Raw genomic sequence first — 21,578 nt, forward strand, 5'->3', positions numbered from 1 at the left:
TATTCGTGTTATAGGTGAAAGGAGTGAGGATTTTGCAAAATCCATCTAAACAGTTAACTGATAATTTCTCACAAAAGTATAAACTTTATAGCAGTATGCTATTTAAAGTATGCATGATTTATCTTGGAAATAAAGAGGATGCAGAGGAAGCTGTACAGGAGTCCTTCTTGAAGCTAATATATAAAAGTCCGGAGTTTATTAATAATGAACATGAAAAAGCATGGCTGATTAGAGTAACCATTAATGTATGCAAGGACATGCTTAGGAGTATATGGCGTAAACGAGTTGTAAGTATTGAGGATATTCAAAGATATTATGATAGCTCAGAAGAAATAGAAATAATGGAGGAGATCATAAGGCTGCCTTCTAAATATAAAGATGTTATTTATCTCTACTATTTCGAAGATTATTCTATAAAAGATATATCCAAAATACTTAAGGTCACTGAGTCCGCAGTTAAAATGCGATTGAAACGAGGACGTGACACGTTAAAAATAGAATTGGAAGGAGAAGCGTTATGAATAAGGATGATATTAAAAATGCCATTGAAAAGTTAGTGCCAGACGAAGAAATGGAACAAAAAGTGTTTGATAGAATATCAAAAGGGCAAAAGAATGTATTCTCAATGAAAAGAATTGCTGTGATAGCTGCAAGTGTTATAGTAGTTGTTTCAATTGGAATAGTTGCTAAAAATCTCGCGGATATAAAAGTTATAACCACGCCTAATACCAGTACTACTGGAGAAGGTATTTATATACCAAAAATGGAATTGAAAAAAAATGCAAGTAAAAATGCTAAAATGGTAGCTCTCATTGTGTATCAGGGCAAAATATATACTCATTCAAGCACCAAGATAACTCCTGAAAATGCTGAGAAATTAATTGATAAAAAAATTGGAACGACTAAGGAAAGCTTAGATGAGTGGAGTAGCCAGAAGGATTATGCAGTTGAACTTGCATCAACCATTGGAATCGCAGATGTTTATACAGTTAAAAATTACGATAAAAACTTTAGAATAATGACATATGGTAAACAAGAAGGAACTATATATGCAGAGTTTTATGAATGTTTTGAAGGGATTACTGTAAAGAACGGAGAAGATGTCTTTGGTAAGTTAAAAATAGAGAATAATATTAGCTCTGCAAAGTTACAAAGGTTAGAAAGCTGGAACAACAATAAGCAAGAATATAAAGAATTAAAAAATTTGGATACTTTAAATAGCTTTGTAAAGGAATTGAAAAATACTACTCCATATTCACAAGAAAGTTTAACTGATCTTTTTACTAAAGAGGGAGAAGAAGATCAGAAGTTTATATATATAACTCTAAAAGATGGCAGTGAGGTTGAATTAAGACTTTTCAAGGATGGATATATATTCTATGAAAGTCCTCATATTTTCTTTAAGATGGAGGATAAAGCCTTCCAAAAGCTTTGGAATGAATTAGATTAGTATGATAGGATTTAAATTTTCATTGGTATAGATATCATGTTTCGATAAAGTATGTTTTTATAAACTGATCCAATTAAAAGTTGCAAACAATAAAATTTCACTAAAAATGGCATCAAAGAGAGCACAAAAGCAGCAATAATATTCTGTGATATTATTGCTGCTTTTACTTTATTGTTCTAATAATTTTAAAGTATCAATTATAAACGATGGATTACCAAATAGAGTAAATCGTGCCTTACCCTCTTTTTCAACATATTCATAGGAGTACTTAGCACCACTCTGGACAGCCTCGTTGCTATGGTTTATTACCATTATCAGTTTGTCTGACATTTGTTTTGCAGATTCTATATTATCACAATAGTAATCCACAATAGTACAAATTTGAATATTGCCGTTCATGTCTGTATTAACACCATCAATAAAATCAAGCACCTGTTGTTTTTTGTCATCTTGAATGTCTTTTGAAACATTGCCATTATTAAATAGTTTTTCAATGTTCTTCATATTAAACCTCCATTGACCACCAATCTTTTTACCTTCTAGACTTCCATCTTTAAGATAATTTCTAATTGTACGAGTTGTTAGACCTGTCATGTTTGCAATATCTTCAACTGTATAAAGCTTCTCAAGTTCTTGCATTACTTCCATCTCCTTCCTATATTTATATTGTATTTCATAAATTTTCATATATCAATACACAATTTCATATAATTTCATATTTTTTTATATAAGGATAACATAAAACAGATGGATAATATTCTTATATATTTAAGCTATGAAAAGATTACAAAAATCCAAATATGATAACAATTACTGTGTATCAAATCAAAATACATAACAATGTATCGTTATAGAGATAAGTTTAAAGGGAACCCCTTTTTTGGAGTTCCCTTTAAGTTAATAGTGTGAATGTTATTATTAAATAACACCTTATATAAAGGTGTAAAATGCAAAATTAAACTTATATTTTAGCATTGTTAATGATAAATATATTTAAATAAAAATAAAAGAATCTACGCATAACATGGTAAGAATAAATATCAGAAAGTTTATCCATGACATATTTATACGATTGAATAATTTTATAGGATTTTGTTTTTCATAAGCTAGTAATGGATATACTATCGTGAAGAATCCCATAAAAAATAAACTTTTAAAAATCATACCATATTGGAATGGGGAAAGTACATGATTTACAGTACAAAGTATAAATCCTTAACCTTAGAGAATTGAATTGGAATTAAATGAAGAATTTAAAAAAGGTAGTAGATTCAATTATATAATTATTATTTGTAAAAAAATAGAATTGTAGTATAATATGTGTATTTGGTAAAAAGTATAAAATAAGAGGGGGAAAATATATGTTTGAATTCAAAGATTTTGATTTACTAACAGATGGGGAGATTAGTTTAAAAGTAGAGGATAAAACACCTTCAAATGATGAGAAAGGTTATTTGCCAGCATACAGATATAAGATTATTTTACACGATTCAAATATTAGCATAGGCAATATTGATATTCGTATAGGATACAATGAAAATATATATTATGGTGGGAATATTGGCTATGGGATTGAACAATCATATAGAGGAAATAGTTATGCCTCAAAGGCTTGCAAAATTATAAGACAGGTAGCTATTGCTCATGAAATGGATAAATTAATAATAACATGTAATCCAGATAATATTGCATCACGTAAGACTTGTGAGAAAGCGGGTCTTAAGCTTAAAGAAATAGTAGACTTGCCTCAGCATAATGAGATGTATCAAGAGGGGGAAAGACAGAAATGCATATATGAATGGATTCTAGGGGAATGATTAAGTTCCATGTAATGCTATTGCTGTATTGATCATTTTATATATAGATGAACCACTTCATAATTGAATTTATATTTTCAAATTCTCCTCTCAGAACCCAGAGGAGTTTTGAAAATAGATTTCGGATAGAAGTGGTTCATCTTTATAATTACTAAAATGTTGATAGCACACATATTGTAATATGTCTGTGCATATATTTTTATACTATTAACTTCTGTATTAAATAAATGTTGGTAGTTAATCGCTTGTCCCTGTGGGGACAGTAACAACATTTATTTAATACATAATATAAGTTCTTTAAAATAGTAATATCTAGTGTATTCCTTCGGTCTAAGTTTTTGCAAATTTCTAAGTATATTAAGTATCTAGATAGCTTTTTTGCTTATTTCAGAATCAATTACAAGTGTCTTCTTGTTTATTTATAAGATTAAAATGGGTTATAAGAACTATTCCTCTACAATCTAATCAATCTTGAAGTAATCATTAAGTATGTCCATTTTATTGGAATACTTCTCCTCAGAGAAATATCCAATCTCTTTCAATTCCTTTAACGCACTTGAATATTTTTGATACTGCTCGTAATCTTTATTTTTAAGATTTTTCTTTTGATAAAACTCTATTATTTCTTCCAGCTCAGAATCACTCAGCACGTCTATATCACGTAACTTAACTAAATCACGGCTTTCTTGATCAATTATATATTTCTTTTCAATCAAGGGACTAATTGCTAATCTAACAGCTGCAAAAATTATAAGAAATAGCATAGCAGCCCAAAGTAAAAGTGTGTTTAAATCCATTTCATAGCCCACTTTAATCATTCCCTTCAGCTTTAGTAAAATCATAATTAGGCTCTTTCTTTAATAGGTAGTGCAAGAACAAAGTAGCTACAGCTAATTTATACTTTTTCTCAAAAGAGATTGAATTAGTATCTGTCATAAAACTTTCAACATCATTTAAGCTAAGACTTGAATATAAAGCAATACTCTCATAGCTCATAGCATAATTCATAGTTAATCCATCTATGATTGCTTTAACTCTACTATCTTCACTTATGGTATCTATGCCATCATATAGCATAGAAATAACATGTGAAAACCATAGGGCATTAGGGGCATTTGCACTATCATCAGTGGATTTATAATTCTCACCTAAATGCATTCTATTGAAAAAGTGAATATTTAAGTGAACTTTTTTATCCATAAAATCTTTTAGCCAAATATAATTTACTCCTAGCATTTTACTTAAAGTGTTAAGCTCAATTTTATAATTCTTAGCTAAACCTTGTATATTCTCTCTTAATATATCATCTGCATAATGTAAGTTCGTAGATACCATAATATCACCTCAAAATTTTAATAGCTTGTAAATATGAAAAATCTACAACAAATTATTTTATTATAACATTTTTTACATAATATGTATAACTACACATTGATCGATTATTGCTGATAAAAGTTTAGAAAACATAAAATTCTTAAAAGTTTCTTACATTTTGCAAAATATCAACATAGATGTAAAATAATTGGATATAATGGAAAAAGCTTAACAATGCATTATTTAAATTTATTTTAAAATCTTATGGTACCAAGATTTTAAGAGGATGCACTGACTTTTATACAAAGATCTGTTTTTAAAGCTTCTTTGAATTTTGAGAGAAGGCTTTGAAAATATAAAATCTAATAGGAAATGATAAATTTCCAAATACAAAAGGTAGTAAGCAAAGTTTGTATATAAACAAATAAATTTTAATAAAACTTTTGGAGGTTAAGATGAAGTACACAGCAATGGGCTTTAGCCAAGAAAAACTAGTTAATTATGGGCTTGATATGAAAGATGCAGTTATATTAAGATATTTTATTGATTTTAAAGGTACAAATACAATGAGGACAGAAATCATTGATGATGAAGTTTACTACTGGGTTAGGTATGAAGGAATTGTTAATGAGTATCCTATATTAAATCTTAACAATGAAGATAGTATTTATAGAAGACTAAAAAAGCTTGTGAAAGTAAATATATTGAAGCATAAGACAATAAAGAGTTTTGGAACTTATTCTTATTATACCTTGGGAGAAAATTATATTGATTTAATATCAGGCTATGAAAAAGAAGCTGATAATCAGGTGAAGAATATAGAAAAAAATTTTAATGCCTATGAAAACAATCTAGAAGATTCTAACAATCTATCGGATGAAAACATGTCTATTGTCGGATGTAAATCCTTAGAGGGTACGGATAATTATCCTACAGCTACAGGATGTAAATCCGTACCAAATAATCCTTCTACTATTAATCCTTCTATTAAAAATAATCAATATATAAAGAAAACTGAAGAAAATATAAAAAAACAGAATATTACTAAGGTGATTGTAGATTACCTTAACTTAAAAGCAAATACTAATTACAAACATACTACAGCTTTAACTATTAAAAATATTAAGGCTAGATTTAAAGAAGGTTTTATACTAGAGGACTTTTATAAGGTTATTGATAATAAACTTTTGGATTGGAAAGGTACTGATATGGAGAAGTTTTTAAGACCAGAGACCTTGTTTGGAAATAAGTTCGAAGGTTATTTAAATGAAAATATTACTTTGAAGAAAGAAAAGCATAATCCAGTGAAGGCTGTGGAAATAAGTACAGGCAATGCCGGAATGTATAAATTACTTGATTAGGAGGATTTAGCATGGATATATTAAAAGCTATGCCAAGCTCTAAGGAAGCTGAACAAGCAGTGCTTGGTTGCATATTAGAAAGTGGCAATATGGATGAGCTAGTAGGGCTACTGGATAAAAATGATTTCTATGTTACAAGTCATAAAACTATATTTTCTTGTCTAACATCAATGTACAAAAAGGATAAAAGTATAGATATCATAACCGTCATAGAAAACTTAAAATCAAAAGATATGCTGGATTCCGCTGGGGGAGCAAGTTACTTAGTTGCACTTAAGGGTGGGATAATAAATACTAGAAATTTAATTCATTATGCTGAAATAGTAAAGGATAAATCCTCAAAGAGAAAGTTTATCTTATCTGCTCAGGAAATGTTAAAAGAGGCTTATGAGGATAAGCTAGAGGTTAAAGACATTATTAGTAAAGCAGAGGAATCTATGTTTAATATAGTAAGCAATAAATCTAAGGATTTTGTAACCATAGGAGAATGTATTGAGGGTGCTTTAAAAAATATAGAGAAAAACTACTTAAAAGGTGGCGGAATTGTGGGGATTTCAACAGGCTATAAAAATCTAGATAGATGCACTAGCGGACTTCAAAGATCAGATTTTATAGTAATTGCAGCAAGGCCATCTATGGGTAAAACCGCTTTTGCTATAAACCTAGCTAACAATATCGCACATGAATCAAAGGTTGCCATATTCAGCTTGGAGATGAGTGAAGAGCAATTATCCTATAGGCTGCAGGCATCAGAAGCTCTGCTTGAGTTCTCTAGAGTAAATAAGGGAGCAATGAATGATGACGAATGGGTAGAACTAACAAAGGCCTCGGCTAGACTAGCTGGGAAGAATATAAAAATAAACGACTCAGGGGAATTGGATGTAAGTGAAATAAAGGCCAAATGTAAAAGACTAAAATTAAAGCAAGGGTTAGATGTGGTAATAATCGATTATCTTCAGTGCATTAAGTTAAATGAAAAAGTATATCTTAGAGAACAAGAGGTTAGTAAGATTTCAGCAGCACTTAAGAATATGGCAAAGGAACTGGATATAACAGTAGTTGCCTTATCCCAGCTGTCTAGAGCACCAGAAAAAAGAGCAGATCATAGACCACAATTAGGTGATCTTAGAGATTCAGGATCAATAGAGCAGGATGCTGATATAATCATGCTTTTATATAGAGATGAATACTATCATCCAGATACAGAGGATAAAAACATAACGGAAGTTATTATAGGCAAAAATAGAAATGGACAAGTAGGTACCACAAAACTGGCATGGTTAGGGCAATATCAGAAGTTTGCAGAATTGAATGGGGGAGATAAGATAGGAATAAACAGGACGAGTTCCACAAATGGCAAATGGATGAATTGATGCTTAAAATAACAATCCTTAGGTTTATTAAAAGTTATATTTTCAGGTTAATTTAAAAAGACATCGATGATAATTTTTATATGATTGATACCGCTTATTGGTTAAATTATGTATTTAGTGGTAGTTTTAGGCTTATAACTTTTAGTGTATATTATATATTGATGTATTACTTTGTAATAAAACTTATATTTTTAAATTTTCTCACTAGAAGCAGTGAGAGTTGTAAAAATAGATTTCGATTCGAAGTAGTTTATCTATAGGGTAGGCTATAAAAATCTATAAATAATGGGGGCGAGAAATTATGGCAGATTATATTATTGAAGAAAGTACAAGAGAAGAGTGTGGGTTAGTTGATGATGGTATAGTTAAATATAATTTATCAAAGGTTCCTTTTACTCAAGAACCATCTTTTATTTCAATCAATAGAGTGATAAAAGGAGCAAATGGAGAGGTACTCGCAGGAATAAACAGTGTATTATATTGCTGGAATTGCTTATATGTAGATGTTTTGTGGGTTAAAGAAGAGTATAGAAGAGAAGGATATGGATCTATACTTTTGAAGGAAGTTGAAAAAATTGCTAAAGAAAAAGGGTGCAAACTAAGCCACTTAGATACCTTTGATTTTCAGGCAAAAGATTTTTACCTAAAGCATGGCTATGAGGTTTTTGGTGTACTAGACGATTGTCCAGCTGAGCATAAACGTTATTATCTGAAAAAGAATTTATAATCTAGCATAGATTAACATTAAACATAGTAAAACATTTCATACTCAAACTTATACTTTCCAATTCTCCTATCAAAAATCAGAGGAGTTTTTTTAATAGGTTTGGGAGTGAAGTGGTTCATCTTTATTAACAGGTAGCTCTATTGGACTACCTGTTTTACTTTAGTAATTAATTTGTGAACTATTTTTATCATATAATATAGTGGATCAAAGTTCGATTATTAGTTTTTAAACGACATACGGTTAGTTAACAGTATAATAATGTTGCGTCTTAAATCCTTTTTAAAATATAATTTCCGATATGAAAACCATAACGTTCATAAAATGGTAATGCTTCATCATTTGCATAGACTACATTAATTTCAATATTTGTTGCTAAATTTAGTTCAAACCAATTTAAGGCACTTCTCATAAGTTTGTCCCCTAATTTAAACTTACGATACTGACTTTCGATAAATATAGAATCTATTTCTCCTAAATTATCTTCAATGGAACTTAAACAATATCCTATATACTTCCCAGTGTCACTGTCTAAAAGCATATCAATCCTTATAATGCCGTTTTGTGCCTTTTTATTAATAGATTCCATTCTTTTATCAAAAGTAAATTTTTCGTATTTACTTTTAAAGTGAACCGATTTATTAAAGTGTATTGAATTAAGTTTTTCCCATAGTGGCTTTATTAAATCAAATTCTGTTATATCTTTCTCAACTAAACAAATATTCACCCTATTCCCTCCAATTTGTATTTTTCTATTCACTAACTTATTGTTATGACATTTTAAATTACAATTGCAAATTATAATATGTTATATCATATGGTGTTTTGTTAATATTTACTTTGAAGCAAGTTTTCCTAAAAGTATAGAATTATCATTTTTTAGTTTCTTGTTTTTTTCTATAAATAAGACATGCTATCAAACAGTATTTTACAGTTAATCCGATTTTTATTTAATTATATATTATAATTATGAATATTCAAACATTTAATATGATTTACACATAAATTGATTCTCTTATTATAAAATTCCTTAATTTAGTGTAAGCATGCCTTCTCTTTTACTCAGATCTATTTTAATTATAATTTTCTGTAATATTATGGTACAATTATTAGGAATTTAACAAGTAGTTTTGAAAAATAACTTAGTAAATTTTAAGATAGGCACAGAACTATTTACAAAAGCTGTTCAGTGGTCCAAAGAAAAGGGCTTCAAACAAATGAAGATAGAATGTCAGAATAATAATGTACCAGCTTGTAGATTTTATCATAAACATGGTGCAGTTTTAGGAAAGTTAGATGAATACGCCTATTATAAAGATATAGAGATTAGAGATGAAGTTCAGCTTATATGGTATTTGGATTTGTAGAATGAAGAAAGTTTAAATGTATGGAATTTAAATAAATATAGGATTCCTAACTCAAATATTAAGTTGGGAAAACTGTATTTGAAATCTCTAAAATAGTTTAATAAAATCAAAGAATTATATATGGCTAATAGTGTTTTATTATGAGGAGTTGATTTAATGAATAAAAAATATCCGTTTATATTACCATTATTCAGAAGTATCTTATTTATTATAGTTGGAGTGTTATTTACAATAATAACTAACAAGTCATTAGAACAAGCAAGTAAGTGGTGGTCAGTAATATGTACAATTTGCAATATTATTACTATTGCCGTATTAGTTGCAATTTGCAAAAGTGAAGGATATTCATATAGAAAACTAATTGGGTACCAAAAGGGTCAAAATACTCTAAAGTATACATTGTTGATTATAATCATAATGCTCATATTAGGAATGGGTGGAATGTATGGATTCGGATTTATGATTTATGGTTATGTTCCAGTGACAATGGTACAACCTATTCCTGTTTGGATGGCTATAATAAATGTTATACTTTTGCCTTTAACGGTAGTATTTGCAGAACTACCTTTATATTTTGGATATGCACTAAATGGAATTGAAAAAATTACAGGCAATAAGATATTAGCAATTGTATATCCAATGTTTTTCTATGCACTTCAGCATAGTTTTATACCGCTACTATTTGATTGGAAACATATCCTGTTTAGGTTTTTGTCATTCTTACCTTTGATGTGTGTATTAGGAATTATTTATTATAAAAAGAGAAAGCTCCAACCGTTGATGATAGGTCATGCTATCCTAGATTTAGCAACTGGTAGTCAGATTCTAATGACGTCTATATCTCCTGCAATATTTGAAATGATGAAGGCAATGAGTAAATAGAGTGTATTAGGATCTCTAGTGGCCCTATATTTTAAAATTGTTATTAATGTATGGTGAGTTGAATAGACGTATAAGGGAGTAATTTGTTTAAATAATGAATTACTTAGAGGAAATATGAAATTATCATAACTGTATAATTCAGTTAGTAGAGAATGAGATACAGTAGATAGAAAAATACAAATTAGATAGACCTAATAAATTAGTAATGTAAGGAGATAAATTTATGAAAGATAAATATACTATTAAAAATCCTATGGCACCACTATGGCTTATGTACCCTCATATCACTAGATACAGCATTGGCTGGAGAATGGGATATGGAGAGGCTTATGCCATGAAATTTGTTGATTGGTATTCTAGTTTGTGTGCTGATGAACAAGTTAAGTTTCAGCAGTTGTTTCCAGAGCCCAAAGGCTGGCTTGGCTGGTATGAAGAAGAAGGTATAGATAGAGATATTTATGATGGGCAAACTCTTCTTTGGGATAAGGAAAAAGAAATGAGCTATAATCTTGATAATCTACAAAAAGACTTCAGAAAAGGAAAAAGGATAAAATACCTATTTTTTTGGGGACACCAGCCATCCAAAGATGGAAATATTACAAAAGCCTGTTTTAGTCAATGGTGGAAGTCTGATTTTACTATTAATACAGATACCTATTGCTGTATGGAGCAGTACATGATGGCAGAGAAAGCAAGGCTTTTTGAGGATAATGAAACTTTAGAAAAGATAATGAAAAGTAAGCAGCCAAAGCAGATAAAAGATTTGGGAAGGCAAGTTAAAAATTTTCAGGAGGATATTTGGATTAGATATAGATATTCTATAATCCTTAATGGTAATTATGCGAAGTTTATGCAAAATGAAGATTTAAGACAGTTTTTATTAGGTACAAAGGATAGAGTGATTGTAGAAGCAAGTCCTTATGATAAGGTTTGGGGAATTGGAATGTCTGCGGATGAGGAGAATATAGAGAATCCTTTATCCTGGAAGGGGTTAAATCTTTTAGGATTTGCTTTGATGGAAGTAAGAGCTGAACTTATTAGGATATGTGAAAACTACGATAAATTGAATTTAGTAGAACTCCATAAGAACTTTGATTAAGAGAGAGGGATTTAATTATGTTTTGGAAAAATAAGAAAAACAAAAAGGGTGAAGAAACTTTACCAGATTGCTTTGCACGTACATATGGTGTTGAAATATTTACGGAAAATGAACCACAAATACCAGTTGACGGATTATTAAGCAAATTAAGAAGCCGTTGTGGCAATGTTAAATTAGTGGTGAATAAAGATAAATCAATATTATTTACTTTTGAGGATCATATAGTTCAATACTCAAATGGACAAGTACCATCACAAATAGCAATAATGATAATTGACAAAAAGGTAGACATGGAAAAGCTAGAGATGTCATTTTATCAGTCTTGGGGCTGGAAGAATGCTAGAGCTACTGCTGAGAAGGCAGAGTATACAATTCTAGTTACAGATATGATGTCATCAGGTTTAGACTACACTATTAGATTAGAACTATTTCAGAAGACTTTGTATTCGTTATTAGAGACTGTACCTTGCTTAGCTATTAACTGGCACTTGACGCAACAAATCATAGATCCAGAGAAGTATTTAGATAATATTCCAGAAAGTGAAGATTATAATTTGCTATTTGGTGCCCTCAATGTGAGATTATTCAACATTGAAGGAACGGAGAATGAAACTTTAATGGATACTATAGGGTTAGGAGCACTGGGATTACCTGATCTACAATGTCATTTTAAAAATATTGATGTAAATAAGATTGCTAATATACTATATACATACGGTGACTATATTTTCAAAAATGGCGATGTTATAAATGATGGTGAGACTATTGAGGGACTTACAGTTAATGATAAATGGAGATGCCAACACGAAATTTCTCTGCTTGAGCCGAAAAGAATAGTTATAGACATAAATCCTGGAGAAGAGTTCTCTGCAGGAAATAGGTAGTGAACCATAAATTTATGTTGTTTTAGGAGGATTATTTTTGTTTTATAAATATATCTCGTTAGATGCTTTTGAACATATTTCACTTCATGATTGTGTAATTGACGAAGGCATAGTACTAAACGATAAAGTAAAATTAATATTTGATAGTATTAATGTTGTTTTTTCTCATCCATTAAACTATTTTAATAGGTCTAAGCGTACAGGTAAAGCTGCAATAATTTTTGAAAAATGCACTGTACTAAAGTCTTTTTTATCTGAGGTTTCGGATGTTGATGAAGAAAAGATAATGAAGATATCTGAGGAGGAATTTAATAAGCTTGCCAAAAATATGGAAGTTCTTCGGGTAAGAATTGATACATCAATGGAAGATATGCTTCAATATAAATTTATAGGGTTGAATGATGATGGTAATGGTGTGCAATTTATATTAAAATTTGAGAAACTTATTATATGTTGGAACAGATTTGAAGGAGATACATGGTTCGCAGATTGGGATAATTGATTATAATAAGAAGCTATAATTGAGATAATATTTTATACCAAAAAAAAGAGAAAGTAAAAGCTATCCTAAAACCAAAGTATGTAAGCATTCAGATGACTTTATCAATGTATGCATAATACCTAACCGTAATGAGTTTGAAGGGTTAAAATATAACAAAAGAAGGTGCAAATTTAATGTTTAAAGAAATAATAGAAATTATATTAAGAAATAATAAATCAAAAAATATAGAGGTAAATTCTTCAGTTAACTTTAAACTAACAAGTGACATGGAAAATAACATTCTTAACGAATTACTTAGAGACAATGTGAAATTATCAGTCATTCCAGATGCTTTTCGACTATTACTTAGTAGTAATGAAAAAACAAAGCTACAGGCTGCAGAAATTCTTAAGTATATTATTGGGAATTTAAATTCTTCCAAGCTGATTAAAGTTGAAAATTTGTTTAGGGAAAGAAGTTCCTATGATTGGCAATATAATTGGAGTAATAAGGATCCTCAAGAGTTACTTAATCCATTAATGTTAATAGAAGAAAAGATTACAATCCTAGGGTTAAGTAGTTTTCATCCAAATGGATATTTTAGAGAGAAGGCAATACTAGCTCTTTCAGGTATGGAAACAGGACAAGAAATACCATATATCTTAATTAGGCTTAATGACTGGGTTAGAGAGGTTAGAAGTACTTCGAAGAAAGTGCTATCGAGATATATAACTCCAAAATACGCTATGGATTTTGTAAATAACCTACCTTTAGTATTGAGATTAAGAGAGTGTTCAAGAGATGAGCATACTCAAATTATAGATAAAATTATCTCAATAATATCAAGCAAGGAAGGCTCTGAAAATTTAATAAAAGGCCTACAATCCACTGATCCAAAGGTGAGACTAGCGTGTTATAAAGTTTTACTTGAGACAAAAGTCATAGATACTAGAATTATAATGAGTCATTTAATAAAAGATAATGATCCTTATAATAGATTGTATGTATTTAGAAGGATACAGCATGAGTTGAGAAGTGAGGAGTTTACTGATATTTTACAGCTATTAATTAATGATAAGTTTGCACAAATAAGAGTTTTGGCTCTTGAGTCACTATATGCATATATTCCTGAAGATACCTTAGAAATTTTAGAAAAAAGCTTATTTGACAAGAATAAGTCAGTGCGTGACACATCTCGATATTTACTCTCAAAGCACAAAAAGTACGATTTTGCAGCTATATATCGAGAAGCTATTTACAATGATGAAAGCTTGTATTCTAGTATTTGTGGACTTGGGGAGACTGGTGATGTACAGGATTCGGAGATTGTCATTAAATTTATACACTCTAATAGTATTAAGATAGTTAAGGCCTCGATTACAGCACTTGCAAGACTAAATATACAAGGATATAAAGACAAATTAATTTTACTACTGAATGATAATAGAGTAGGAATATCAAAACTTGCTAAAAAACTAGTACAAAAAGAGATTAATAATAGTGATGCAGATACTTTATATGAGATTTATAAACAAGCTAAATATGACCATATGAAAATTAATGCTATTAGTCTTTTATGCTTATTAAGTAAATGGAATTCTATAAGATATATCATAGAATTTTGTTCAGATGAAAATAAAACTATTTCAACACTTGGGCAAAGTGAACTTGAGAGTTGGAGACTAGCATACAATAATTCTTTTACAGCACCTACCAAATACCAGATAGAAGAGATAAGGAAATTATTAGAGTATTTTGGTGAGGCTATTAAAGATAGTGATAAAAGGTTTATTGAATTTCGTATTAGGGATTTTGAAAGGTAGAGTATAAACTATATGAAAGTAAGAGAGCCGCTATATGGATATTTTGAAAAAATATTATTAAAGAATAGATAATTTAAGGAAGTGAATTTATGCGTAGATTTTTATTAAGCAATACACTTAATACCCGTGATTTAGGTGGGTATCCAATAGATAATGGAAGGGCAACAGCATATAAGACTTTTATTCGTAGTGATGTGCCACATAAGCTATCTGAAGAGGATATACAACTGCTATTATCAAACAATATAACAACAATTGTTGATCTAAGAAGTGATGAGGAGACTGAAAACAAACCTTGTGCTTTGAAAGATCATAATGATTTTGAATATTATCATTCAAAAATCTATGGAGATGGATATTTACCTGCAAGTGTTGAAGAAGTTCCTCTTTCGTATTTTGAAATCGTGGACGAGCAAAAGACTATATTAAATACCCTAAGAATATTTTCAAAAGCTAAAGGTGGAGTTCTATATCATTGCACTGCTGGCAAAGACAGAACAGGTGTAATTTCAGCGTTATTACTTCTCTTAGCAGGCGTTTCCAAAACAGATATTTTGGTTGATTATCAGATCTCGCAAGTATACTTAAACTCTATGTTACAGCAGTATTGTAAAACCAATAGGAATGTAGATATAAATATCATCACTCCTAAAATGGAGCACATGGAAAAGTTTTTGGACATGTTCTTTGATAAATATAATTCAGTTGAGGAGTATTTTTCGAAGATTGGTTTAGAGGATAGTGAGGTAATGAAGTTAAAAGAAAAGTTAGTTGGGGTTTAATATAGTAAGATTAATGATAAATTAAATCAGATCAAAAGGGGCAATGTATATGGATATTAAGAAAAGAGTATTGAATTTTTGGGAAACTGTCATTGAACAAAATCCTACAAAGATTCAAACTTATTTTCAGTCAAATGCAATAATTAATTGGCATAATACTAACGAAAGTTTTACTCCTGAAGAATACATAATTGCAAATTGTGAATACCCAGGCAAATGGTGTGGAGAGGTAGAGAGAATTGAAATAATAGATGATTTAGTTATCTCAGTTACAAGAGTGTGGCTTGCAGATAAAAGTGTATCGGTTCACGCAACTTCATTTTTTAAGTTTAGTGGAGAAAAGATAGTGAGTCTAGATGAATATTGGGGTGATGATGGCGCTGCTCCTCAGTGGAGACAAGATAAGAAAATTGGGAAAGCTATAAAATAATTAAAGCTTGCTTTATAAAAGAAGGCAATGTTTAGATTGGTTCATTATAATGATAAGAGTTGATGAGGATTTAAATATAGTGTAAAAAAGGTGTTAATTATGGATAGTAATAAAAAAATAATCAATCTTTATGTAGATGATTTAAGAGATTGCCCACTCGGGTTTATTATAGCTAGAACTATTGAAGAAGCTATATATTACCTAGAAAATTATGAGGTTAATATTCTTTCATTAGATCATGACATGGGTGAAGATAATCAAGGCAATCTTAGAAAAAGTGGATATGAATTAGTGAAATATTTTTGCGAAAATGGCTTGAGAGCAAATAAGATATACCTTCATACAGATAATGCTGTTGGAAGAGAAAATATGTATCATACATTAATTGGTGCTCAGAGAAGAGGGTTTATTGATTCTAGTATTGAAATATTTCATTATCCTATAACTGAAAATAAATATACTATATAGCGAAAGAATTGATTTTTTTCAAACTTAATGTTGAGTTGTAGCTTTACGATATTCATTATTGTAATTTACCACAATCGCTTCTTTTATGTCTGTACCCTTAATAGAAAATATTTTTGTTCCAAGTTTTTGCAGGAATTTTATTTATTAATTAAACGAGCTTTTATATAAAAGCTCTAACACTAACAAAACAAAAAAAGGAAAATCAAATTCAAGTAAATTTGATTCTCCTTTTTTTAGTTGCTAAATTGGTTTTGTAAATCCAGGTACCGATGTAAGCAGATGTTTATAATTCTTTAAGAAAAGAATAATTATTATGAAAGCACTTAAAAGATCTGCTATTGATTGTGACAGCCAAAGCCCAGAGGTTCCCATAAGTTTTGGTAAGAAATACAGCACTACTGGAAATATGATACATTGTCTTGAAAGTAGAAACATAATAGCAGTCTTAACTTTTCTAGTGACCATGAAAAGTCCTCCAGAAATTATACATATTGATGATAGTGGTATAAGCATAGAATATAGTTTTATTCCTTTAGTAGTTATATCCATGAAAGTAGGATCTTTTGTAAATAGTTTAATAAAGAAAACTGGGAAAATCTCAATAAATATGGTTCCAATTAATAAAATAATAAAGCTGTAGACTATTGATAAAATAAATGTTTTAAATGCTCTGTCATATTGGCCTTTAGCATAGTTATAACCAACTATAGTTTGGTTTGCTTGACCTATTCCGTTAGCTAGCATCAATGGAAAAGATATCACAGATGAAATTACAGCCATTGCCCCAATATACATTTGTCCTCCATAAAGATTCAATGAGTAATTGCTAAAAATTTGTGATAAACTTACGGCCATCTGATTAAGGAATGGAACAGCTCCTATCAAAATCATTGGTTTAATAATAGAAAGTTTAGGTATCAGTTCATTTTTTGAAAAATGAAGAGAAGACTTTCCTTTAGTAAAATAGAAGAACCCAATGATTACTGTGATAAATTGAGATATAACAGTGGCTGTTGCAGCTCCTTTTATTCCAAAGTTCAAGATGTTTATAAAAATTACATCCAAGAAAATATTAAGTATACATCCCATAACAGTAAGTATTGCTGCAAACTTTGGGTTTCCTTCAGCACGAATTAAATTTGGAAATAAAAAGTTTTGAATGCTGAAAATAGAACCTATTATAATGATATTTATAAAATCTTTGGCATAAGGTAAAGCTTCACCACTTATCCTAAAAAACTGTAATATTGGATTTTGAAAAAGGAAATATAAAACTGTGAATAAAACTCCTATGATAAAAGACATAGTAATAGCGTTATTTAACATAGCATTTGCTTGTTCTTTATTGCCTTGTCCTAAACTAATAGATATATTTGTGGCTGCTCCAACTGCAATTAAAGCTGAAAGGGACAATAAAATAGTAGTTATTGGGATAGTCATTCCAATCCCAACTAAGGCTATTGGACCTATTCCAGAAATATTACCAATAAAAATACGATCAATTATTATATACATTGAAGATATAATCAAGCTTAACACTGATGGGATTGAGTATTTTAAAAGTAATTTATTAATTGGTAAACTATCAAGTTCGTTTAATCGGTTCATATGAAAGCTCCTTTAAGTACATTAGAGATACTCTATATCTCTTATTTATATAAAACAAATGTTAAATATTTTTTATGAATAAGGGATAAACAATTTCTCTTAGCTAAAATAAAAAATATTATGGATATATTAAAGATATTTTATATCTTCAATTGTTGCAGAATAAATACTAAACAACAGTTTAATATTATTCCTTATGTACTAAATTATATAATTTCTTACTCTTCAAAAAGTGTTCCATGTTACTTTCTGCTTCGGACATAACTTGTTGAATAGGGCATTTAGGCTCATTGTGGACACCACATTCAAATAATGCTGAAGTTCCTTCGATAGCAATAATAACATCATAGAAGGATATTTCCTCAGCTTTTTTACGTAGAATATATCCACCATTTACTCCTGATACAGACTCTATGATTCCTGCTTTTACAAGTTGAGTCATTATTTTTGAAAGGTAGGTTACAGATACATTAAAATGTTCGGCCAAAGTATATTTGCTCAAATTTTCCTTTGGAGATTGTTGAATCATAAATACTATAGTATGTAATGCATAATCAGTAGCTTTTGTATATTTCATTAAGATACACATCCTTCGAAGATATTGTGGACTCTAATTATCTCTTAATATATAAGAAAACTTTCTAACTGTCAATACAATATGTTTTTTTTATTCTATCAGCTTATGTATTAAATAAATGTTGGTAGTTTATAACTTGTCCACTTATATGGCTTGTCCTCTTATATAGCTGTAACAACATTTATTTAATATATAATACAAGGCTTCTTTATAGTTATATCTAATGAACACCTTCAGCGCAATTTTCTGCAAACGTTCAATTAAAGTAAGACTATAGACAACTTTTTCTTACCTAGAAATCAAATACAATTGCATTTTAAGTTAATAATGGCTAAGATAGATAATTAATATAAGAAACAATCTTGATCATCAACACTACTCTTTATATAAACCTTATTAAAAAAGTTAATGGTGGGAAAATATTAATTAAATGGATGAAAGTCACTTTGAGTTTGGATTCAAAATCCTCATATCCCCCTTGAAAACCAATTCCCATAGAACTATAATTTCCCCATATTAAATCACAAGGGAGGTTTTTATATGGACCAGCAATATCTAGAAAAGCTTAAGCCTATGGAATATGCAAATATGCAAGGCGAACAAGTTAGCCGTTTGAGAGAAGTAGAACTAAAATTTAACGAAGAATTTGGGACTGATTTCTATTTCATGGTTATGGAAAAGGAAGAGAAGTTTAAAAGCTAAAAGACACTTAGGTGTCTTTTTTTATTGAAAAAAAGTTAAATAACATTTAACTATTGACTAGTCTTAGGTTTAAATTTTCCTAGGCAATTTCAATATGATTAACAAACAGTAATTTATGAAAAAAGATCAATAAAGGTCTTTTTTTGCAAGTCTTTTTGTTATATATTGGATATACAGTGATAATATTAAGGTTTATCCATTAAGAGGTGATATAGTGAACAGTAGCATGATTTTTATTATATTTTGCATAGTTTTGGCTTCTGGGGTAGATCTGATTATTAAATTAATTAAAAAGATTTATAAGAAGAATTATAAAAAAATATATCTATATATAGCAATGACAGTGCTACATGTGGCCTTCTTGTATTATGGTGGAAGCTACATATTTTTAAATGAAAAGAAGGATATATCTATATGGGTGGATCTAGTTCTGTTAATCTGTGTAATTATAAGAATTTTAACATTTAAAACAGATTTGATTGAATAAAATATTTTTAAAGCAATTAAATATAAAGTATATTTATGTCTAGCCAACAAGAAAGGACAACTAAAGCCACGGAAGTTTTGAGTAAGGCTATAAAATACATATAAAAGGAGTATATAAGTGGATAATACATTAATTTATGTTACAGGGAACAGTGTTAAATTTGATGTTGCTCGAAAGACATTTGCTAATACAGAAATAAATGTCATGCAAATGAAGATGGATACCCCGGAAATTCAGAGTAAAAGCGTACAAGAAGTGGCAATGTACTCAGCCCGCTGGGCAAGTAAAGAAATAAATAAACCAGTTATCGTAACAGATTGTGGTTTTTATATAGAGGCTTTAAACGGTTTTCCAGGGCCTTTCATCAAGTATGCGAATGAATGGTTCTCAGCTGATGATTTTGTTAATTTAGTAAAAGATAAGAATGATAGAACTATAATTATTCAAGATTGCTTAGCATATTGTCATCCAGAATTAGATCCAATGGTTTTCACTGGAACATATCGTGGAAGATTAGCAAATGTGGCAAGTTACAATCCTGGTACTTCAATAGAAAAAGTTTTTATTCCTGAAGGGTTTGATGTTCCTATTTCTGATATACCTGAAGAAGCGATGATTTCATATTGGAGTAATGGTGAGATAATGAGTAAGTTTAAAAAGTACATTTTGGAAAATATAAGAGGCTTATAAAAACTAGCAAGACACTTAGGTGTCTTTTTTTACTGTACAAGAAAATATGAATTTCTAACGATAGATAAACCTAGTAATTTCAAACATTTAAAATGAATTTTTAGGTCGTATAGTAAAAACGAAACTTATTTGCCTGTCAAATTTTCCTCATATATTGGGAAAGGCAGATGCGTAAAAAAGCTTATTGAAGAAAGACGCTTCAGTAAGCTTTTTTTGTCCAAAATGACATTTGTCATATCCGAAAGTAATATAACTCACTATTTTCATTGCATCTATTAACGTATTATAAGATTAGAAAATACGGTTGGAGGTATTAAAAGATGATTGTTGAGATTAAGAATCTTGTTAAAAGATATAAGGATTTTATAGCAGTAGATAATTTGAGTCTATCAATAAAAGAAGGAGAGATATTTGGGCTTCTTGGACCAAACGGGGCAGGGAAGACTACAACTATAAACACTATTTTGGGACTAAGCAAAATAGATAGTGGAGAGGTAAAAATCTTTGGAAAAAGTTTAGATAAGGATGAGATGGTGATTAAGAGGAATATTGGGATAGTTCCTCAAAACATTGCTCTTTTTAACGATCTTAAAGCTTATGAAAATGTAGAGTTTTTTGGCAGGCTTTATGGACTGAGGGGTAATGTATTAAAGTCAAGGGTAGAGGAAGCTTTAGAATTCACAGGTCTTTTAGATAGAAAAAAGGATTATCCAGGCAAGTACTCTGGAGGTATGCAAAGAAGACTTAATATAGCTTGTGCCATAGTTCATAAACCAAAGCTTATAATAATGGATGAACCTACTGTAGGAATAGATCCACAGTCAAGAAATCACATACTAGATTCAGTTAGAAAGCTCAATGAAAGTGGATCTACAGTAATTTATACTTCACACTATATGGAGGAAATAGAGGAGCTGTGCTCTGATATAACTATCATGGATCATGGAAAGGTCATAGCAAAGGGAACTAAAGATGAGCTAAAGTCACTTATAGATGTAGAAGAAAAGGTAACTGTTACACTTTCAAACATCAATTATACAATGGTTGAACAGATTAAGAGAATATCAGGGGTTATAGACTGCGTACTTGATGATAGAAAGCTTACTGTTATATCTCAAAAGGGCAGTAAAAACTTAAGCAGGATAATAGATTCAATTAACAATTCAAGTAGTGAAATAGTAGGGATAGATGTTGATAAACCAAGTCTTGAAGGGGTATTCTTAACCCTCACTGGAAGAAAGTTAAGAGATTAGGAGGAA

25 protein-coding genes are annotated in these 21,578 nt (G+C 29.8%); 19 read left to right on the forward strand and 6 right to left on the reverse strand.

The genetic code is table 11. The features are described 5' to 3' along the window. The first annotated feature begins 32 nt into the window (after window positions 1-32). Together JHL18_RS08640 and JHL18_RS08645 are read left to right on the forward strand one after the other, a co-directional pair. A complete protein-coding gene (locus JHL18_RS08640) occupies window positions 33-521 on the forward strand; it encodes an RNA polymerase sigma factor (RefSeq protein ID WP_243277835.1) in 489 nt (162 codons plus the stop codon). After that, window positions 518-1,450, forward strand: coding sequence for a hypothetical protein (locus JHL18_RS08645; RefSeq protein WP_200268455.1), 933 nt, complete (start codon window positions 518-520; stop codon window positions 1,448-1,450). Before JHL18_RS08640 ends, JHL18_RS08645 begins: the two co-directional genes overlap by 4 nt. A 168-nt stretch (window positions 1,451-1,618) precedes the next feature. On the opposite strand, the gene JHL18_RS08650 is transcribed toward JHL18_RS08645, so the two are convergent. Then, complete coding sequence (locus JHL18_RS08650; protein ID WP_200268199.1) at window positions 1,619-2,089, reverse strand: helix-turn-helix domain-containing protein; 471 nt, start codon at window positions 2,087-2,089, stop codon at window positions 1,619-1,621. A 722-nt stretch (window positions 2,090-2,811) separates the two neighbouring features. On the opposite strand from JHL18_RS08650, the gene JHL18_RS08655 reads away from it, so the two are divergent. Then, the gene (locus tag JHL18_RS08655; protein WP_200268201.1) at window positions 2,812-3,267 is read left to right on the forward strand and encodes a GNAT family N-acetyltransferase; all 456 of its coding nucleotides are present in this window, start codon (window positions 2,812-2,814) and stop codon (window positions 3,265-3,267) included. 461 nt (window positions 3,268-3,728) lie between these two features. Here the strand turns inward: JHL18_RS08655 and JHL18_RS08660 are convergent, their stop codons facing one another. Together JHL18_RS08660 and JHL18_RS08665 are read right to left on the reverse strand one after the other, a co-directional pair. After that, window positions 3,729-4,064: a hypothetical protein gene (locus JHL18_RS08660; protein ID WP_200268203.1), complete on the reverse strand. Its 336-nt coding sequence runs from the start codon at window positions 4,062-4,064 to the stop codon at window positions 3,729-3,731. A gap of 13 nt (window positions 4,065-4,077) precedes the next feature. After that, window positions 4,078-4,602 carry an HTH domain-containing protein gene (locus tag JHL18_RS08665; RefSeq protein ID WP_200268205.1) on the reverse strand — a complete coding sequence of 175 codons (525 nt, stop codon included), beginning with the start codon at window positions 4,600-4,602 and terminating at the stop codon, window positions 4,078-4,080. A 434-nt stretch (window positions 4,603-5,036) separates the two neighbouring features. Here JHL18_RS08665 and JHL18_RS08670 point away from each other — a divergent pair, with 434 nt between their 5' ends. The 3 genes from JHL18_RS08670 (at window position 5,037) to JHL18_RS08680 (ending at window position 8,042) form a co-directional block, all read left to right on the forward strand. Then, entirely contained in the window at window positions 5,037-5,942 is a 906-nt protein-coding gene (locus tag JHL18_RS08670) for a conserved phage C-terminal domain-containing protein (protein WP_200268207.1), read from the forward strand. 11 nt (window positions 5,943-5,953) lie between these two features. Then, window positions 5,954-7,315 (forward strand): replicative DNA helicase, encoded by a 1,362-nt coding sequence (dnaB, locus tag JHL18_RS08675; RefSeq protein ID WP_200268209.1) that lies wholly within the window; start codon window positions 5,954-5,956, stop codon window positions 7,313-7,315. Window positions 7,316-7,616: 301 nt separating this feature from the next. Continuing rightward, window positions 7,617-8,042: a GNAT family N-acetyltransferase gene (locus tag JHL18_RS08680; RefSeq protein ID WP_200268211.1), complete on the forward strand. Its 426-nt coding sequence runs from the start codon at window positions 7,617-7,619 to the stop codon at window positions 8,040-8,042. A 268-nt stretch (window positions 8,043-8,310) separates the two neighbouring features. Here the strand turns inward: JHL18_RS08680 and JHL18_RS25880 are convergent, their stop codons facing one another. Beyond that, window positions 8,311-8,766, reverse strand: a complete 456-nt coding sequence (locus JHL18_RS25880; protein WP_200268213.1) for a GNAT family N-acetyltransferase — start codon at window positions 8,764-8,766, stop codon at window positions 8,311-8,313. Window positions 8,767-9,169: 403 nt separating this feature from the next. Between JHL18_RS25880 and JHL18_RS08690 the strand changes: the two genes are divergently transcribed. The 9 genes from JHL18_RS08690 to JHL18_RS08730 all read left to right on the forward strand — a co-directional run bounded on the left by JHL18_RS08690 (window position 9,170) and on the right by JHL18_RS08730 (window position 16,255). Continuing rightward, window positions 9,170-9,406 (forward strand): GNAT family N-acetyltransferase, encoded by a 237-nt coding sequence (locus JHL18_RS08690; RefSeq protein ID WP_200268216.1) that lies wholly within the window; start codon window positions 9,170-9,172, stop codon window positions 9,404-9,406. A 156-nt stretch (window positions 9,407-9,562) separates the two neighbouring features. Further along, complete coding sequence (locus JHL18_RS08695; protein ID WP_200268218.1) at window positions 9,563-10,288, forward strand: CPBP family glutamic-type intramembrane protease; 726 nt, start codon at window positions 9,563-9,565, stop codon at window positions 10,286-10,288. Between the two features lie 223 nt (window positions 10,289-10,511). Beyond that, entirely contained in the window at window positions 10,512-11,387 is an 876-nt protein-coding gene (locus tag JHL18_RS08700) for an NADAR family protein (protein ID WP_200268220.1), read from the forward strand. 17 nt (window positions 11,388-11,404) lie between these two features. Continuing rightward, on the forward strand, window positions 11,405-12,271 hold the full coding sequence (locus tag JHL18_RS08705) for a DUF4261 domain-containing protein (protein ID WP_200268222.1): 867 nt from the start codon (window positions 11,405-11,407) through the stop codon (window positions 12,269-12,271). Window positions 12,272-12,308: 37 nt separating this feature from the next. After that, window positions 12,309-12,773, forward strand: coding sequence for a hypothetical protein (locus JHL18_RS08710; protein ID WP_200268224.1), 465 nt, complete (start codon window positions 12,309-12,311; stop codon window positions 12,771-12,773). A 173-nt stretch (window positions 12,774-12,946) separates the two neighbouring features. Beyond that, window positions 12,947-14,575 carry a HEAT repeat domain-containing protein gene (locus JHL18_RS08715; RefSeq protein ID WP_200268226.1) on the forward strand — a complete coding sequence of 543 codons (1,629 nt, stop codon included), beginning with the start codon at window positions 12,947-12,949 and terminating at the stop codon, window positions 14,573-14,575. A gap of 89 nt (window positions 14,576-14,664) precedes the next feature. Beyond that, window positions 14,665-15,357 carry a tyrosine-protein phosphatase gene (locus JHL18_RS08720; protein ID WP_200268228.1) on the forward strand — a complete coding sequence of 231 codons (693 nt, stop codon included), beginning with the start codon at window positions 14,665-14,667 and terminating at the stop codon, window positions 15,355-15,357. Between the two features lie 49 nt (window positions 15,358-15,406). After that, window positions 15,407-15,787 carry a nuclear transport factor 2 family protein gene (locus tag JHL18_RS08725; RefSeq protein WP_200268230.1) on the forward strand — a complete coding sequence of 127 codons (381 nt, stop codon included), beginning with the start codon at window positions 15,407-15,409 and terminating at the stop codon, window positions 15,785-15,787. Window positions 15,788-15,886: 99 nt separating this feature from the next. Next, window positions 15,887-16,255 (forward strand): cyclic-phosphate processing receiver domain-containing protein, encoded by a 369-nt coding sequence (locus JHL18_RS08730; protein ID WP_200268232.1) that lies wholly within the window; start codon window positions 15,887-15,889, stop codon window positions 16,253-16,255. 240 nt (window positions 16,256-16,495) lie between these two features. Here JHL18_RS08730 and JHL18_RS08735 read toward each other — a convergent pair whose 3' ends face one another. Both JHL18_RS08735 and JHL18_RS08740 read right to left on the reverse strand, forming a co-directional pair. Further along, on the reverse strand, window positions 16,496-17,863 hold the full coding sequence (locus JHL18_RS08735) for an MATE family efflux transporter (RefSeq protein WP_200268234.1): 1,368 nt from the start codon (window positions 17,861-17,863) through the stop codon (window positions 16,496-16,498). A gap of 187 nt (window positions 17,864-18,050) precedes the next feature. Further along, window positions 18,051-18,440 carry an RrF2 family transcriptional regulator gene (locus JHL18_RS08740; protein WP_200268236.1) on the reverse strand — a complete coding sequence of 130 codons (390 nt, stop codon included), beginning with the start codon at window positions 18,438-18,440 and terminating at the stop codon, window positions 18,051-18,053. A gap of 540 nt (window positions 18,441-18,980) precedes the next feature. On the opposite strand from JHL18_RS08740, the gene JHL18_RS08745 reads away from it, so the two are divergent. The 4 genes from JHL18_RS08745 (at window position 18,981) to JHL18_RS08760 (ending at window position 21,572) form a co-directional block, all read left to right on the forward strand. Then, the gene (locus JHL18_RS08745) at window positions 18,981-19,142 is read left to right on the forward strand and encodes a polynucleotide phosphorylase (RefSeq protein WP_200268238.1); all 162 of its coding nucleotides are present in this window, start codon (window positions 18,981-18,983) and stop codon (window positions 19,140-19,142) included. Window positions 19,143-19,356: 214 nt separating this feature from the next. Next, a complete protein-coding gene (locus JHL18_RS08750; protein ID WP_200268240.1) occupies window positions 19,357-19,629 on the forward strand; it encodes a hypothetical protein in 273 nt (90 codons plus the stop codon). Window positions 19,630-19,746: 117 nt separating this feature from the next. After that, complete coding sequence (locus JHL18_RS08755) at window positions 19,747-20,319, forward strand: non-canonical purine NTP pyrophosphatase (protein ID WP_200268242.1); 573 nt, start codon at window positions 19,747-19,749, stop codon at window positions 20,317-20,319. A 320-nt stretch (window positions 20,320-20,639) separates the two neighbouring features. Next, entirely contained in the window at window positions 20,640-21,572 is a 933-nt protein-coding gene (locus JHL18_RS08760) for an ABC transporter ATP-binding protein (RefSeq protein ID WP_200268244.1), read from the forward strand. The last annotated feature ends 6 nt before the right edge of the window (window positions 21,573-21,578 follow it).

The sequence above is a fragment of the Clostridium yunnanense genome, assembly GCF_016595795.1.
GTDB lineage: Bacteria > Bacillota > Clostridia > Clostridiales > Clostridiaceae > Clostridium_AR > Clostridium_AR yunnanense.

What these genes read in the sequence shown, in the direction of transcription:
- JHL18_RS08670 (WP_200268207.1), top strand. Translation starts at nt 5,037, where the DNA reads ATGAAGTACACAGCAATGGGCTTTAGCCAAGAAAAACTAGTTAATTAT.
- JHL18_RS08660 (WP_200268203.1), bottom strand. Translation starts at nt 4,064, where the DNA reads ATGGATTTAAACACACTTTTACTTTGGGCTGCTATGCTATTTCTTATA.
- JHL18_RS08650 (WP_200268199.1), bottom strand. Translation starts at nt 2,089, where the DNA reads ATGCAAGAACTTGAGAAGCTTTATACAGTTGAAGATATTGCAAACATG.
- JHL18_RS08740 (WP_200268236.1), bottom strand. Translation starts at nt 18,440, where the DNA reads ATGAAATATACAAAAGCTACTGATTATGCATTACATACTATAGTATTT.
- JHL18_RS08760 (WP_200268244.1), top strand. Translation starts at nt 20,640, where the DNA reads ATGATTGTTGAGATTAAGAATCTTGTTAAAAGATATAAGGATTTTATA.
- dnaB (WP_200268209.1), top strand. Translation starts at nt 5,954, where the DNA reads ATGGATATATTAAAAGCTATGCCAAGCTCTAAGGAAGCTGAACAAGCA.
- JHL18_RS08745 (WP_200268238.1), top strand. Translation starts at nt 18,981, where the DNA reads ATGGACCAGCAATATCTAGAAAAGCTTAAGCCTATGGAATATGCAAAT.
- JHL18_RS08655 (WP_200268201.1), top strand. Translation starts at nt 2,812, where the DNA reads ATGTTTGAATTCAAAGATTTTGATTTACTAACAGATGGGGAGATTAGT.
- JHL18_RS08700 (WP_200268220.1), top strand. Translation starts at nt 10,512, where the DNA reads ATGAAAGATAAATATACTATTAAAAATCCTATGGCACCACTATGGCTT.
- JHL18_RS08730 (WP_200268232.1), top strand. Translation starts at nt 15,887, where the DNA reads ATGGATAGTAATAAAAAAATAATCAATCTTTATGTAGATGATTTAAGA.
- JHL18_RS08665 (WP_200268205.1), bottom strand. Translation starts at nt 4,602, where the DNA reads ATGGTATCTACGAACTTACATTATGCAGATGATATATTAAGAGAGAAT.
- JHL18_RS08715 (WP_200268226.1), top strand. Translation starts at nt 12,947, where the DNA reads ATGTTTAAAGAAATAATAGAAATTATATTAAGAAATAATAAATCAAAA.
- JHL18_RS08705 (WP_200268222.1), top strand. Translation starts at nt 11,405, where the DNA reads ATGTTTTGGAAAAATAAGAAAAACAAAAAGGGTGAAGAAACTTTACCA.
- JHL18_RS08735 (WP_200268234.1), bottom strand. Translation starts at nt 17,863, where the DNA reads ATGAACCGATTAAACGAACTTGATAGTTTACCAATTAATAAATTACTT.
- JHL18_RS08680 (WP_200268211.1), top strand. Translation starts at nt 7,617, where the DNA reads ATGGCAGATTATATTATTGAAGAAAGTACAAGAGAAGAGTGTGGGTTA.
- JHL18_RS08645 (WP_200268455.1), top strand. Translation starts at nt 518, where the DNA reads ATGAATAAGGATGATATTAAAAATGCCATTGAAAAGTTAGTGCCAGAC.
- JHL18_RS08720 (WP_200268228.1), top strand. Translation starts at nt 14,665, where the DNA reads ATGCGTAGATTTTTATTAAGCAATACACTTAATACCCGTGATTTAGGT.
- JHL18_RS08695 (WP_200268218.1), top strand. Translation starts at nt 9,563, where the DNA reads ATGAATAAAAAATATCCGTTTATATTACCATTATTCAGAAGTATCTTA.
- JHL18_RS08725 (WP_200268230.1), top strand. Translation starts at nt 15,407, where the DNA reads ATGGATATTAAGAAAAGAGTATTGAATTTTTGGGAAACTGTCATTGAA.